This window comes from uncultured Roseovarius sp. (assembly GCF_947489715.1).
In the GTDB taxonomy this organism is placed as follows: Bacteria; Pseudomonadota; Alphaproteobacteria; order Rhodobacterales; family Rhodobacteraceae; genus Roseovarius.
In genome coordinates this window covers 343,664-357,515 of sequence record NZ_CANLER010000001.1, presented here as the reverse complement: position 1 = coordinate 357,515, position 13,852 = coordinate 343,664, and the positions used below count along the sequence as shown (strand labels likewise).

At 57.4% G+C, this 13,852-nt stretch carries 17 protein-coding genes; 10 read left to right on the top strand and 7 right to left on the bottom strand.

The annotated features are described in order from the left end of the window. The first annotated feature begins 9 nt into the window (after positions 1 to 9). Complete coding sequence (ppk2, locus tag Q1B27_RS01710) at positions 10 to 879, top strand: polyphosphate kinase 2 (protein WP_299842691.1); 870 nt, start codon at positions 10 to 12, stop codon at positions 877 to 879. After that, positions 872 to 1,489 carry a TetR/AcrR family transcriptional regulator gene (locus tag Q1B27_RS01705; protein ID WP_299842688.1) on the top strand — a complete coding sequence of 206 codons (618 nt, stop codon included), beginning with the start codon at positions 872 to 874 and terminating at the stop codon, positions 1,487 to 1,489. The genes ppk2 and Q1B27_RS01705 overlap by 8 nt, the downstream gene beginning before the upstream one ends. A 3-nt stretch (positions 1,490 to 1,492) precedes the next feature. Here the strand turns inward: Q1B27_RS01705 and Q1B27_RS01700 are convergent, their stop codons facing one another. The 4 genes from Q1B27_RS01700 to Q1B27_RS01685 form a co-directional block, all read right to left on the bottom strand. After that, the gene (locus Q1B27_RS01700) at positions 1,493 to 3,484 is read right to left on the bottom strand and encodes an acyltransferase family protein (RefSeq protein ID WP_299842685.1); all 1,992 of its coding nucleotides are present in this window, start codon (positions 3,482 to 3,484) and stop codon (positions 1,493 to 1,495) included. 122 nt (positions 3,485 to 3,606) lie between these two features. Then, on the bottom strand, positions 3,607 to 4,101 hold the full coding sequence (rpsI, locus tag Q1B27_RS01695; RefSeq protein WP_299842682.1) for a 30S ribosomal protein S9: 495 nt from the start codon (positions 4,099 to 4,101) through the stop codon (positions 3,607 to 3,609). Then, positions 4,101 to 4,565: a 50S ribosomal protein L13 gene (gene rplM, locus Q1B27_RS01690; protein WP_299842679.1), complete on the bottom strand. Its 465-nt coding sequence runs from the start codon at positions 4,563 to 4,565 to the stop codon at positions 4,101 to 4,103. The genes rpsI and rplM overlap by 1 nt, the downstream gene beginning before the upstream one ends. Positions 4,566 to 4,727: 162 nt before the next feature. Further along, positions 4,728 to 6,104, bottom strand: coding sequence for a PLP-dependent aminotransferase family protein (locus Q1B27_RS01685; protein ID WP_299842676.1), 1,377 nt, complete (start codon positions 6,102 to 6,104; stop codon positions 4,728 to 4,730). Between the two features lie 92 nt (positions 6,105 to 6,196). On the opposite strand from Q1B27_RS01685, the gene Q1B27_RS01680 reads away from it, so the two are divergent. Together Q1B27_RS01680 and Q1B27_RS01675 are read left to right on the top strand one after the other, a co-directional pair. Continuing rightward, positions 6,197 to 6,427: a DUF1127 domain-containing protein gene (locus Q1B27_RS01680; protein WP_299842673.1), complete on the top strand. Its 231-nt coding sequence runs from the start codon at positions 6,197 to 6,199 to the stop codon at positions 6,425 to 6,427. A 93-nt stretch (positions 6,428 to 6,520) separates the two neighbouring features. Continuing rightward, the gene (locus Q1B27_RS01675) at positions 6,521 to 7,078 is read left to right on the top strand and encodes a GNAT family N-acetyltransferase (protein WP_299842670.1); all 558 of its coding nucleotides are present in this window, start codon (positions 6,521 to 6,523) and stop codon (positions 7,076 to 7,078) included. Here Q1B27_RS01675 and Q1B27_RS01670 read toward each other — a convergent pair. Further along, positions 7,059 to 7,481: a PaaI family thioesterase gene (locus tag Q1B27_RS01670; RefSeq protein ID WP_299842667.1), complete on the bottom strand. Its 423-nt coding sequence runs from the start codon at positions 7,479 to 7,481 to the stop codon at positions 7,059 to 7,061. The genes Q1B27_RS01675 and Q1B27_RS01670 overlap by 20 nt on opposite strands. Before the next feature lie 58 nt (positions 7,482 to 7,539). Between Q1B27_RS01670 and Q1B27_RS01665 the strand changes: the two genes are divergently transcribed. The 4 genes from Q1B27_RS01665 to gluQRS all read left to right on the top strand — a co-directional run bounded on the left by Q1B27_RS01665 (position 7,540) and on the right by gluQRS (position 11,636). Then, positions 7,540 to 8,328: an enoyl-CoA hydratase gene (locus Q1B27_RS01665; RefSeq protein ID WP_299842664.1), complete on the top strand. Its 789-nt coding sequence runs from the start codon at positions 7,540 to 7,542 to the stop codon at positions 8,326 to 8,328. A gap of 476 nt (positions 8,329 to 8,804) precedes the next feature. Beyond that, positions 8,805 to 10,169 carry a methylenetetrahydrofolate--tRNA-(uracil(54)-C(5))-methyltransferase (FADH(2)-oxidizing) TrmFO gene (trmFO, locus tag Q1B27_RS01660; RefSeq protein WP_299842661.1) on the top strand — a complete coding sequence of 455 codons (1,365 nt, stop codon included), beginning with the start codon at positions 8,805 to 8,807 and terminating at the stop codon, positions 10,167 to 10,169. Between the two features lie 13 nt (positions 10,170 to 10,182). Then, positions 10,183 to 10,797 carry a methyltransferase domain-containing protein gene (locus Q1B27_RS01655; RefSeq protein WP_299842658.1) on the top strand — a complete coding sequence of 205 codons (615 nt, stop codon included), beginning with the start codon at positions 10,183 to 10,185 and terminating at the stop codon, positions 10,795 to 10,797. Next, the gene (gene gluQRS, locus Q1B27_RS01650) at positions 10,794 to 11,636 is read left to right on the top strand and encodes a tRNA glutamyl-Q(34) synthetase GluQRS (protein ID WP_299842655.1); all 843 of its coding nucleotides are present in this window, start codon (positions 10,794 to 10,796) and stop codon (positions 11,634 to 11,636) included. Before Q1B27_RS01655 ends, gluQRS begins: the two co-directional genes overlap by 4 nt. A 33-nt stretch (positions 11,637 to 11,669) precedes the next feature. Here the strand turns inward: gluQRS and hisI are convergent, their stop codons facing one another. Continuing rightward, the gene (gene hisI / locus Q1B27_RS01645) at positions 11,670 to 12,032 is read right to left on the bottom strand and encodes a phosphoribosyl-AMP cyclohydrolase (protein WP_299842652.1); all 363 of its coding nucleotides are present in this window, start codon (positions 12,030 to 12,032) and stop codon (positions 11,670 to 11,672) included. A 67-nt stretch (positions 12,033 to 12,099) separates the two neighbouring features. On the opposite strand from hisI, the gene Q1B27_RS01640 reads away from it, so the two are divergent. Beyond that, a complete protein-coding gene (locus tag Q1B27_RS01640) occupies positions 12,100 to 12,555 on the top strand; it encodes an iron-sulfur cluster assembly scaffold protein (RefSeq protein WP_299842650.1) in 456 nt (151 codons plus the stop codon). Between the two features lie 8 nt (positions 12,556 to 12,563). After that, on the top strand, positions 12,564 to 12,755 hold the full coding sequence (locus tag Q1B27_RS01635) for a hypothetical protein (protein ID WP_299842647.1): 192 nt from the start codon (positions 12,564 to 12,566) through the stop codon (positions 12,753 to 12,755). 6 nt (positions 12,756 to 12,761) lie between these two features. On the opposite strand, the gene Q1B27_RS01630 is transcribed toward Q1B27_RS01635, so the two are convergent. After that, positions 12,762 to 13,634, bottom strand: coding sequence for a cation diffusion facilitator family transporter (locus Q1B27_RS01630; protein ID WP_299842644.1), 873 nt, complete (start codon positions 13,632 to 13,634; stop codon positions 12,762 to 12,764). Positions 13,635 to 13,852: the final 218 nt, after the last annotated feature.

Here is a 13,852-nt window from a genome sequence, read left to right as displayed (position 1 = left end):
GAGAGGCCCATGCAGTTGCCCTTTGACGGTGCGATCAGCGCCTATTTCGAAAACGACGCGCCCGAGCCTGTCCGCAACGCGATTCGCCGTGCGGAAAAAGGCGATATTCTTGATTCAGGCTACCCTCATTCTGAACGGATGCCACGCAAGGCCTACGAGCAGGATATTGCCCGCCTGCAGATCGAACTGGTGAAGATGCAGGCCTGGACCAAAGAGACCGGTGCGCGCATTGCCATGGTGTTTGAGGGGCGCGATGCCGCCGGCAAAGGGGGCACGATTAAACGCTTTCGCGAAAATCTTAACCCACGCGGTGCCCGCGTCGTTGCCTTGTCAAAACCTACCGATGCCGAAGCCACCCAATGGTATTTCCAGCGCTACATTGATCACCTCCCGTCAGGCGGTGAAATCGTGTTTTATGATCGCAGCTGGTATAATCGCGGCGTGGTGGAAAAGGTCTTTGGCTTTTGCACCGATGAACAGCGTGAGAAATTCTTTCATCAAGTGCCCGAATTCGAAAAGATTCTGGTGGGTGAAGGCATCCACGTGATCAAGTTCTGGCTCAATGTGGGTCGTGCAGAACAGCTCCGGCGCTTCCTCAAGCGCGAAAACGACCCCTTGAAGCAGTGGAAGCTCAGCTGGATCGACGTCGAAGGCTTAAAGAAATGGGATAGCTACAGCGCAGCCATCCGTGAGACACTGGACCGCAGCCATACGGAGATCGCACCCTGGACGGTTATCCGATCGGACGACAAACGCCGTGCGCGACTGTCCGCGATCCGCCACGCATTGCATTCCATTGATTATGCTCACAAAGACAGCAGTGCCATCGGCACGATCGATACGTCTATCTGCGCCGGTCCCGAGATCTGGGATGCCTAAGCGTGGCTATCATCACGGCAATCTGCGCCAGGCTTTGGTCGAAGCCGCCTTACAGTTGATCGAGGCCAAAGGCCCCACCGGCTTTACCCTGTCGGAGGCGGCAAAACAGGCCGGTGTTACTCCGGCTGCCGTCTATCGCCACTTTGAGGGTCGTGAAGACCTGATCGCCGAAGCCGCGCGTCAGGGTTACGAAATTTTTGCCGATGTGATGCAATTTGCCTATGACAAAGGTCAGCCATCGGCACTTGCCAGCTTTGAGGCGACGGGGCGCGCCTACCTTGCCTTCGCCCGCAAATATCCCGGCCATTATATCGCTATGTTCGAAAGCGGCATTTCTGTTAATCGCACGCCTGAACTAGCCGCCATTTCGGGACGTGCACGCAAGGTACTCGAACGTGCCGCAGAAGAACTCAGCCAACACATCCCTCCAGAAAAACGCCCTCCCCCGGCGATGTTCTCCGCCCATGTCTGGGCGCTTTCCCACGGTGTTGTCGAGCTGTTCGCGCGCAACTCCCCCGGCACCCAAAGCCCCTTCCCGCCCGAGGATTTGCTGGAAAGTGGCATTGGGATCTATCTGCGAGGTCTGGGCCTGCTTCCCGCGGACGACTAGGGTCTAGTTTGGCGCGTAATGGTCGACGATCAGCGGCGCCACTTTTAACGCCCCAATCGTCGACAGGTGGTCGGCATCACGATAAAGCACCGTGTCATCCAGGAACCAGGCATAGCGGTCACCGGCGATAAAAAACTCGGTCAAAGACAGCACTTCGGCACCGTATTCTTCGGCGACACGGCCCAGCACATCCGACGCGTCACGAACCAGATCGTCGTGGTTCGAGCGCCGGACGAAACTTGATTTGAATTTTTCACGCGCATGTTTCGGCCCAAGTCCCTGCAACACGGCTTGCAGCAACGCATTCTCAGGAAGAACCCATTGCTGCGGCACCTGTTCAATCAGGACGACGCGGATGCCCGCCCGGCGATAAAAGCTTACTGTTCTTTCAAGCCCTGCTTCGAAATTCTCCAAGCGTTCTTCCGCGCTTTTGACCCGGCTGCCTGCCGTCTGGGTCAGCGCAAAATCTCCCTCTTCATCTGCATAGCCCCCGGTCGCATAAAGGCTCCAACGCGCGGCAATAAAGACAGTATCGATCTGCGACAGAATAATCTGGTTGGCATGATGTAGCGCAATATTGCTACATACCACAGCTTCGGCCCCACCACCTGCCAAATAGACGCCCAAAAGCGGTGGGCAGGCAGCACGGATGCCAGCCAAGACCGCCACGCCATGGGCATTCGAGACTTCTTCGAAAGCGGGCAGAATGGCTCTTGCGTGGCTATCGCCCAGCAGTGCTATTTTGCCCTTTGAGGTCTCCGGCACGTAAACCTCGCACAAGCTGCCTTCGGCTTCTGACTGTTTATCAAGGCACCTGTCATGCGACCTATCCCTATTGAGTTGCAGACGCCACGTCGTCAGCATTGGAGATTCTTTTGACTCGTGCCGCGCGGGAAATCCTTCGCTCACTTCTCCCACGACACCGAAACCGGCAAATAGGACGATGCCCACAGCGCTGGCGGTCAACAACCCTGTGCGCCGTGGCAACAGGTTGCGGCGCCGGAATGGGCTTTCGACAAAACGCCAGGTCAGATAGGCCAGTATCAAAGACGCCATCGCCATACCGCTCATCAATATGGGCGAAGGCTCTGCAAGGCTGTTGATGCGCGCAAAGACGAAAAGCGGTTGATGCCAGAGATAGGCGCTGTAGCTGATTAGCCCGATCCCGACCAATACTGGCAGCGACAGAAGGCGCGCGACAATTGTGCCCTTTTCCGCGTATAGAATGATCAGCACGGTGCCCAGAACCGGTACCGCCGTGTAGACTGATGGAAACGGGATGTTGTCGGTAAAAAACACGACACTTCCCAGGATTAGCAGAAGCCCCGCCAGTGCACCGAACTCATTGCGCAGTTGCGCCCGGCCATAGAGGATCGCGGCGCAGATCGACCCGGCCAACAACTCCCACAACCGCGAGGGCGAGAAAAAGAAGTTCTCGGACGGGTAATTCCGCCACCCCCACTCGGCAATCCCCAGCGATACCGCTGACAGGATCAGGAAAACCAACAGAAACTTGCGCCGCACGAAAGCCCCCAAAGCCCACAAAACCAGCGGGAACAGCAGATAATACTGCTCTTCCACCGCCAGACTCCAGGTGTGCAATAGCGGGCGGAATTCAGCGCCGATGTCAAAATAGGATGATTTCTCAAGAAAATGGATGTTCGAAATGAACATCGCTGCATAGGAGAGACTTCTTGAAAAGTCTTCGAACGGATCTGGTGGAATCCAGCGCCAGGCAAAGGGTATCGTGCAGAGCAGGACGAAAAACAGCGCAGGCAAGATCCGCCTTGCCCGGCGTTCATAAAAGCCCAGCAGCGAATAGGTGCCCGCCTCACGTTCGCTGATAAGGATCGTAGTGATCAGGTAGCCGCTGATGACAAAAAAGACGTCAACACCCACATAACCGCCGCTAAAAAACGAAAAACCGGCGTGAAACAGTATGACCGGCAAAACAGCGACCGAGCGTAAACCATCTATTTCTGGGCGGTACTTCATTTAAAATCTCAGTATCAAAACTGGTCGGATGATCCCCCGACCACCGCTGAACCAGAGAAGAAAAAAAGGCGCCGAGGACAAACCACCGCGCCTTTTAACTGTCACTTGCGCAACGAAGCGTCTTAACGCTTCGAGAACTGGAAGCTCCGGCGCGCCTTGCGCTTACCGTATTTCTTCCGCTCGACGACACGACTATCGCGGGTCAGGAAGCCTGCCGCCTTGAGCGCACCGCGCAAGCTCGGATCATAAAGCTGTAACGCTTTCGAAATGCCGTGCTTGACCGCGCCAGCCTGACCACTCAGACCACCACCCTTGACGGTTGCCATCACATCAAACTGATCTTCGACACCGGCAACCGAAAACGGCTGACGCAGGATCATCTGCAAAACCGGACGTGCGAAATAGGCGTTCATTGCCTTGCCGTTGACTTCGACCTTGCCAGAGCCCGGCTTGATCCAGACGCGAGCTACCGCATCTTTCCGTTTGCCCGTTGCATAGGACCGGCCCAGATCGTCACGAACAGGCTCGCGCGGTTCAAGAGTTTCGACTACGGCCTCAGCGGTGACACCTTCGGCAACCGCTTCCAGACCTTCGAGAGATTTGATTTCTTCAGCCATCAGATTGCTACCCGCGTATTCTTGGAATTCATGGATTTCACATCCAGCACTTCTGGGCTTTGCGCCTCATGCGGATGCTTGGTACCAGCGTAGACGCGCAGATTGGTCATCTGCTGGCGCGCCAGGCGGTTGCCCGGCAGCATGCGTTTGACCGCTTGCATGACGACGCGCTCAGGATGCGCGCCTTCCAGGATCTGGCCTGTGGTGCGAGACTTGATGCCACCCGGATGGCCGGTGTGCCAGTAATTCGGCTTTTCACGTTTGTTGCCGGTCAGCTGGACCTTGTCGGCATTGATGACGATGACATTGTCGCCCATGTCCATGTTCGGTGTGAACGACGCCTTGTGCTTGCCGCGCAGGCGCATGGCGATAATCGACGCCAGACGGCCCAGAACAACGCCTTCGGCGTCGATCAGGATCCATTTCTTGTCGATATCTGCCGGTGTTGCAGAGAATGTTTTCATAAGGTGAAACCCTATCGTTTGACGTGCCGGCACAGGCGGATTGCCTATCCCCGAATTGATGGGCGGGTTATATAGGGTGCAATTCTCACGTCAAGCACCACATATTCTAATTTTTCATTCAAAAACAAATACTTGAAAAATAGGTATCATAATACCCCATATTCAGACAGTGATATCTTCCTGCGGATTGTCCAGCAAATCCCGTATCTTGTCGACGGCCCGCTCAAAGCAACCCGTGGCAATCTGCGCGTTGATCGCCATGCGCACCGAATGCGGCGCGCGATTGTCGCGCAAAACGAAATCCTCGGATGATTTCAACAACACACCCTGCTCCTGTGCTGCACGCACAAAGCGGCTAGCCCGCCACCCACCCGGCAGGGAAATCCACAATAGCGGTACGTCCTCATGCCATGTCACGTCATGCCCCCCCAAATGATTGACCGCCAGACGCACCCGTGCGGCCAACGCCTCACGCGTCTTGTTCAATACGTCGGGCAAGCGTGGGTCACTCAACACGGCCTGAGTAATATCGGTCAAAGGACGCGCCAGCCCGAAACTGCCGAAAGAAACCGTACGCGCCAGATCTTTTGCCCGCTCCCTTGGGCCAATCGCCCATCCGACGCGCAGCGAAGGCGTCAGCGATTTCGACAGCGAGGAGACATACCAGCCCAGATCGGGCAAAAGCGCCCTGTAACTTTCACCACTGGCCGGGGTCAGCTTATAACAATCATCATCCAGCACATGCATGCCGTAGCGTCGTGCGACCGACGCAATCTCGCGCCGCCGCTGCGGTGTGGTGGTCCTCAGCGTCGGATTATTTACCTCTGCCGACGTCAGAAACATCTGCGCTCTGTGGCGGCGCACCGCTTCTTGCAGCAGATCGGGGCGCGGGCCCTCATCGTCGCATTCAATGGCCACGACACGTGCCCGACACAGCTCTGCCGCGCGACGAAACCCGGCATAGGCATGCTGCTCGACCAGTACCACCGGCTCAGGGCCCTCAAGCACGGTTTGCAAGACCGCCAGCATCGCATTCTGCGCCCCATGTGCCAATACAATGTCATCAGTTGTGAAGTTTCCGACGGGCAGATCGACCAGATGACCCCGCATTGTATCGCGCAAGAGCCTGTCATCGCGGCTATTCGGATAGCGCATCATGCTCAGCGAGGTGCCTTTATCAGCGACACTCCTCATCGCATCACGTAATAATTCCGATTGCCCTACATCTGGCAAATACGGACTGCGGAAAGATACGGTTTCGGGCCAATCACGCGGCTCTTGGGCGGCCACTTGCCGGTCAGCCACAAAGGTACCCCGACCAACACCCGCCTCAAGCAAACCCTCGTCAATCAACAAAGAATAGGCGCGTGCGACAGTTCCTGGCGTAACCGAGGTGCGGTAGGCCAACTCGCGCACAGGGGGCAGCTTGCCACCCTTTTCCAACACCCCGGCGGCAATGGCCTTGCGCAAGGCGTCCGCAAGCGCCTGATACTTGGATTTACCTGCCTTAGACAGGTCCGGCCGCCACATTGTATCCATTACAATCTTTTTCTCGACGTCATATTACATAAATTGTATCTCATATATACGGAATAAGCTTACATTGTGTCAATACAATATTGGAGACTGCTATGACACATTCACTCGCGATCAAACTTCCCGACAGCCTGAAAACAACAGGCGGTTACCCCCTGCCCCTGCTGGCACGTGCAGCGGTCCAGTTCGCAGTGATTGTCACGCAGTGGGACATAAATTATCGCACCCGAAAACAGCTTGCGCGGCTGGACGATCATATGCTGCGCGACATCGGCATCGAACGCGACGTGGCTTGTACGGAGGCCCGTCGCCCATTCTGGCACTAACCATCCCTGATTGCCGGAATGTCCTGAGGGTCGGAGCTTGTCTCCGGCCCTTTTTTGGTCCCTCATAGCGGCGCAGGGACAGAAGGGGCCGACATGACCATGCCGGAGACACGGATTGAAACCGACCGCCTGATCCTGCGGTCCTGGCGCGGGGATGACCTGGATGATTTCGCGCGGCTACACGCAGATGATCGGGCCATGCGGGACTACAAGACCACGCTAAGCACCGCAGACAGCCAACAAAAACTGGATGATTACCGTCTGCAATATGAACGCCACGGGTTCATCCGCTGGCGCGTGTCCACAAAAGCGGATGAATTTCTGGGATATGTCGGCATCTATCCCAATGGTGCCGATCATCCGCTGGGGGCGCATGGCGACATCGGCTGGCGGTTCCTGCCCCAGTTCTGGGGACAGGGATATGCGACCGAGGCCGCCCGATCAGCTCTGTCGCACGTGTTCGATCAGTGCGGGCTGACTGAGGTGCTGGCCTATACGCAATCCGACAATTCAAGCTCACAGGCGGTCATCGCCCGGCTACGGTTTCGCCGCGATCCGACACGCGATTTCACAATCTCGGATCAACATGTCGAAAACTGGCACGGCCTGGTCTGGGCCACCTGCCCCAGCACTAGCTCTGCGGCGGGATAGAATAGGTCATGCTGGCGCGGGCCACGGGTTTTTCCATACCTTCGGAAAAGATCAGCACCTCGCCCACCGCCAGCACCCGGCCAAGTTTCAGCAACCGGCACTCCGCGATCAGATCGGCACCAGCTGCGGGTTTGCGCATGAAATCAATCGAACAATTGGTTGTTACCGCCAACCCCACCGGCCCGATCATCGCCAGCACCGCCAGATAGACGGACACATCCGCCAACGAAAAGATCGACGGGCCCGACACGGTGCCGCCAGGGCGCAAGTGCCGCTCGCCCACGTTCATGCGTGTGCGGATTCGCATCTCGCCCAGATCTTCGATGGTAAATTCACCTGTGACCTGAGGGAATTCACGATCCAGAAAACCCATCAACTCTTCTGCATTCATCTGCAAAGCCATGCTTCCCTCCCTCTGCATTCGGCAGTAACAATGACCCCAACCAACCCGGAGACACAAGATGGCAATTCTCAACCGTACAGATACCGGCGCCGTTGCCCGGCTTACGCTCAACGCGCCCGAAAAACTGAACGCACTCTCCGATGCCATGCTTGCCGCCTTGCAAGAAGAGTTCGACCGCCTGCGTGAACAGTCCCACATCCGCGCCGTGATCATCGCCGGCAGCGGCAAGGCGTTTTGCGCCGGTCACGACCTCAAGGAGATGACCCAAGGCCGCCAATCCGAGGATGGCGGCCGTGCCTATTTCGCCGACCTCTTTTCCCGCTGCGCCCGGATCATGCTATCCATCCGTGCCCTGCCCCAACCGGTCATCGCTCAACCTCACGGCATTGCCACCGCCGCAGGATGCCAGTTGGTTGCCACCTGCGACATGGCCGTGGCGGCGCAGGGCACGCGCTTTGGGGTCAACGGCGTTAATATCGGCCTTTTCTGCTCTACACCGATGGTGGCACTTTCGCGCAACATACCGCGCAAACAGGCGTTCGAAATGCTGACCACCGGTGAATTCATCGACACGGATCGCGCGCTTTCTGTGGGACTGATCAATCGCGCTGTTCCTCAAGACGAGCTTGAAAGCGCCACCAACACATTGGCCGAAACGGTCGCTGCGAAGCTCGGCACCGCCGTCAAAATCGGAAAAGAGGCGTTTTACAACCAGATCGAAATGCCCCTAGACCAAGCCTATGACTACACCGGACAAGTCATGGTTGAAAACATGCTGGATCGTGACACCACCGAGGGCATTAATGCCTTCATCGAAAAGCGCCCGCCCGAATGGGATCAGCCCTGAATGAACTTAAATCCGGCGTAAAAACAAACCCTTGTCGAATCGTTTCCAGCTTTCTTACAGAAAGTTTCCAACCTTTTACTTTTCAGCTTCGCCACTTTTTTGCCATGATCTGGGTAGAACTGGCGTGGTTGCTTTTTCATCATTAACTCTTTTCTCTACGGTCAAGGTCCCACGGCAACCACGTCAGCTCTACGAAATGTTGAAAAATCAAAGACTTGCAAATACATCTCAATTGTTTCGCATTCCGCGCCACATAATTTCCTCATTTGCCATTTTCCTGCCGCAATTCAGCGATTAAACAGGGGCTGAATACGCATTTATGCGCTTCGAGTGTGGGTCACCAGCATTTCAGGGTCCCTCCAAGCCAGCCTCTCACTGGCCGCCCGCTTTCCAAATCCGGTGACCCACTCGACCTCCCTCCAACGCAACCAACGCCACCCTTTCCAATCCTGTGCTGATGCCCTAAATCGCAGCACATGACAGAGACACTTCACATAATCGGTGGTGGCATGGCCGGGTCCGAGGCCGCGTGGCAGGCCGCGAATATGGGCGTGCCCGTGATCATCCATGAGATGCGCCCCAAGGTCGAAACCTTTGCTCATCGCACCGGGGACCTGGCCGAGATGGTATGCTCCAACTCCTTCCGCTCGGATGATGATGAACAAAACGCCGTCGGCTTGCTGCATTGGGAAATGCGCGCCGCAAACGGGCTCATCATGGCCACGGCCGACCGCCACCGCTTGCCTGCCGGTGGGGCACTTGCCGTCGACCGCGATCCCTTTGCCGCATCGGTCACCGCCGCGCTCAAAAAACATCCGTTGGTCAGTGTCGAACATGGCGAAATCACCCAGCTACCAACTGATGGCCACTGGATCATCGCCACTGGCCCCCTCACTTCCGAAGGTCTGGGCAGCGCCATCGCGACCGAGACTGGCAGTGACGCGCTGGCTTTTTTCGATGCCATCGCCCCTATCGTCTATCACGACAGCATCGACATGGGCCGCGCTTGGATGCAGTCACGCTATGACAAGGGCGAGACCGAGGAAGAACGCGCCGCCTATCTCAACTGCCCGATGGATCGCGACCAGTACGAGACCTTTATCGACGCCCTCCTGGCCGCTGACAAAACTGAATTCCACGAAGGCGAGACGGCTAAGTATTTTGACGGGTGCCTTCCGATCGAGGTGATGGCCGAACGGGGCCGCGAAACTCTTCGCCACGGCCCGATGAAGCCCGTTGGCCTTACCAACCCGCATCAGCCCGACGTCAAACCCTGGGCCGTGGTCCAATTACGCCGGGACAATGCGCTTGGGACGCTCTACAACATCGTAGGCTTTCAAACCAAGATGAAGTACGGCGCACAAACTGATGTTTTCAAAACAATTCCCGGGTTAGAGAATGCCCAATTCGCGCGTTTGGGCGGCATCCATCGCAACACATTCCTGAACTCACCGACGTTGCTGGACAACCGGATGTGCCTGCGTTCGCGTCCTCATATCCGCTTTGCGGGGCAGATTACCGGTGTCGAAGGTTATGTCGAATCTGCTGCGATGGGCCTCCTGGCCGGTCGCCTGGCTGCCGCAGACATGCTGGGTCGACCGTTGCAGGGCCCGCCACAGGACACTGCAATGGGCGCACTTGTGCACCACATCACTGGCGGGGCCGAGGCCAAGACATTCCAACCAATGAACGTCAACTTCGGCCTCTTCCGCCCTGTCGATGGGCTTAAGGGCGGGCGTCGGGGCCGCAAAGATCGCTACAAGGCCTATACCGACCGTGCCAAAGCTGCCTGGAACGAATGGCTCTCTCAGGCTGCACTGGACGAAACACAATCGGTGTGATCTTCTATCAGTCATGGGAGACACATTTCTGGACAAGGCCTACAACTTAGAGACCCCTGAGGACACTCAGGCGCTTTATGACGACTGGGCCGCAAGCTATGACGCAGAAGTGGCTGATAACGGCTATGCCACACCGGGACGCGTAGCCAAGGCCCTGGATAAATATCTGAACGATCCCGCCGCCCCCATACTGGATTTCGGCTGCGGCACAGGTCTGTCTGGCCTCGCTCTTGGGCTCGTAGGCTTCAAAACGATTGACGGAATGGACCCAAACGCCGAAATGCTGGAACAGGCGCGTGGCAAGGACGTTTATCGAAACCTCACGCAGATGGATATCGACGACGAAACACCCATCACGCAGGGCAGCTACCCGGTGATTACCGCCATCGGCGTCATCGGAACCGGCGCCGCACCGGCGACAACGCTGGATTTACTGATGAATGCGCTCAATCCCGGTGGCGTACTGGCCTTCAGCCTCAATGATCACGCCGTAGCAGACCCGCAGTATCCCGCCCGGCTCAACCAGTGGCTCGATTGCGGCGCGGCGCGGCTCAAGCACCGAAAATACGGACCGCATCTGCCAAAACAGAACATTAAATCCTACGTTTATATCCTTGAAAAAGCGTGACATTCACTACCCGCTTTGCACCATCCCCAACCGGCCCCCTTCATCTGGGTCATGCTTATTCAGCATTGCTCGCGCATGACATGGCGCAGGCCCAAATGGGCCGTTTCCTGCTCAGGATCGAAGACACCGATATCGACCGCGCCCGCCCTGAATGGGAGGCACTGATTTATGAGGACCTCTCCTGGCTCGGCCTTCATTGGGAAATGCCAGTGCTGCGCCAATCCGAGCATTTGGATCTCTACAATGAAAAGCTGGTGCAGCTTGCCGCGCGCGGGTTGATCTATCCCTGCTCCTGCAGCCGCAGCGACATCCGCAACGCCCTGTCTGCCCCGCAGGAAGGTGCTGCAATGGGGGTCGATACCTACCCCAGCACCTGCCGCCATCGCGACATGTCCAGTCGTCAGCCCGGTGACGCGCTACGCCTGAACATGGCCCGTGCAGTGCAGCATCTCAACGGCGCATATTTCTCCGAAACCGGATCGAAACATGCCGGGCACCACCTGCTTGATCCGCAGCGCCTGATCACTGAAATCGGCGATGCGGTGCTGGGCCGCAAGGAAATCGAGACCGTTTCCTACGTTCTGGCCTCGGTCGTGGACGAGGCAGCCCAAGGCATCACCCATGTCGTGCGCGGCGAGGACTTATACCAAATTACCTTCCTGCAAGTGTTGCTGCAACGCCTGCTCGATCTGCCCACGCCCGTGTATCACCATCACCGGCTGATCCGAGATGATCAGGGCAAGCGTCTGGCCAAGCGCGACGACGCCCGCGCAATCGCCAAATTCCGCGATGACGGCGCAACGCCGCAGGATATCCGGGCCCTCGTGGGCCTCACATAGCTTTTCTTCTTGGAGAAATACTCAAAACGGGGCTCAGCCCGCCTCTGGCGCCATTATCTCAATTTCGGCGCCATCCCGTACAGCCGTGTAAAAGCAACTGCGCCGGTTGGTGTGGCACGCAGGTCCGGTCTGGCGGATCGACAGCAACAGGCAATCGCGATCACAATCCACGCGAAAATCCACCAGTTCCTGCACATGCCCGCTGGTTTCACCCTTGATCCAGAACGCCTGACGCGACCGGCTCCAATAGGTCACGCGCCGGGTTTCAAGCGTTTGAATGATGGCCTTTTCATTCATCCAGGCCATCATCAGGACGTCACCGCTTTCGGCATCCTGCGCGATTGCCGGGATCAGCCCCGCTTCGTTATAGATCAATGTCGCCGGATCAAACGCCATGCTCAGACACCCTTTTCAACGCTTCTTGCTGCCTCTATCTATGGGGTCAGCACCAAAAGGAAAAGCCATGAGCACGGAAACCGACCTGATCAAGCTCTACTCATCGCGCATCCTTGCGCTGGCCGCCGATATTCCGCGTCATGGCCGGCTTGAGGACCCCGATGCAGAGGTCAAACGCCGCGCCCCGCTTTGTGGTTCGACCGTAACAGTGGACATCAAGGCAGATGCCGGCCGGATCACCGACTATGCTGCCGAGGTCAAGGCCTGTGCCTTGGGGCAGGCCGCCGCCAGCGTGGTGGGCGCTCATATTGTCGGCTGTGACAGTACACAGGTCGTCGCTGCCCGCGATCAGCTCAAGGAAATGCTCAAGAACGATGGGCCGGTGCCCGTTGCGCCGTTCGACGGGCTCGAAGTTCTGCAACCCGCCAAGGATTACAAAAATCGCCATGCCTCGATCCTGCTCACGCTAGAAGCCTCGGTCGAGGCGCTTGAGCAGATTGGCAAGAAATCCTCTTGCGCCTGAGCCAAGACATGTCACCCCGTACCGTCTGGAGCTTCAATTTCACCGGCTGGATCCTTTTTACCGTCTCAGCCCTGTTTTTCCTCTGGGGCACATGGAAGGCCGGGGACATCATCGGCGTCATCGCCAGCCTGGCTTTTCTGATCGCCTGTATCGTCTTCCTCATTCCGGTCTGGATACACCGCCCGGGCAAGCGGGACTAACGGCGCTCAGGTCACCTCAACTGTCGCGTGGTCGATCCCGAACCGATCGTGCAACATCGCCTTGACGGCATTCTTCACCTTGGCAGGGGCGTGCCCATCCACCACGACAATCTCCATCGTTACCATGGGCCGTTCCTGCGTCACCTGCCAGGCGTGGATGTGATCGACGCCTGCAACACCGGGAACGTCGCGGGTCAGTACCTCGGTTACCTCGCGCCGGTCAAAGGATTTGGGCGCACCTTCCAGCAGAATATGGCCACTTTCGCGCACCACCTGCCACGCGGAACGCAGGATGATCAGCACGACAAAAACCGATAGGATAGGGTCGATCGGGGTCCAGCCGGTGAATATGATCACCAGCGATGCTGCAATCGCCGCCACCGATCCCAGCAGATCACCCGCCACATGCAATGCCGCGGCGCGCACGTTCAGGTTCTCGCTTTCGGCACGCGTCAGCACCCAAAACGCCAAAATGTTGACCAACAGCCCGCCAAGGGCGACCCACAGCATCAACCCGCCCAACACCTCGACCGGATCCGTCAGTCGCTCGACCGCTTCAAACATGATCCAGACCGCAATCACGAACAGCGACAAACCGTTCACAAAGGCCGCCAGCACGGAAAACCGGTCATACCCATAGGTCCGTTTCCAGTCCGCTGGCCGTCGCGCCAACCGAAAGGCAAACCATGCCAACAGGAGCGAGGCAAAATCCGTCAGCATGTGCCCGGCATCGGCGATCAGCGCCAATGAGCCCGAGATCACCCCACCGACCACTTCGGCAAACATGAATGTGCCCGTCAGTATCGCCGCAATCGCGATGGCACGCTCGTTCTTCGGGATATGTGAATGCCCAGCTTCGGAATGATCGTGATCATGCATCGCGCGAAACCTCCCTGGCCTGCTCTTCACAAGAAAGGTTTTTCAGAGGCTCTTCAACTCTGTCGCAACAAAAAAACCGCCGCACGTTCCGGCAAGAACGGCGGCGGCTAGGGAATGCGGGTTCCGGTGGTCCTGACACACCATCGGGGGGATGAGGTAAGCCCCGGGGGACATGAGGACAGGCAGTTTGTCAGTCGCATCGCATCGTTGTTGGGGAC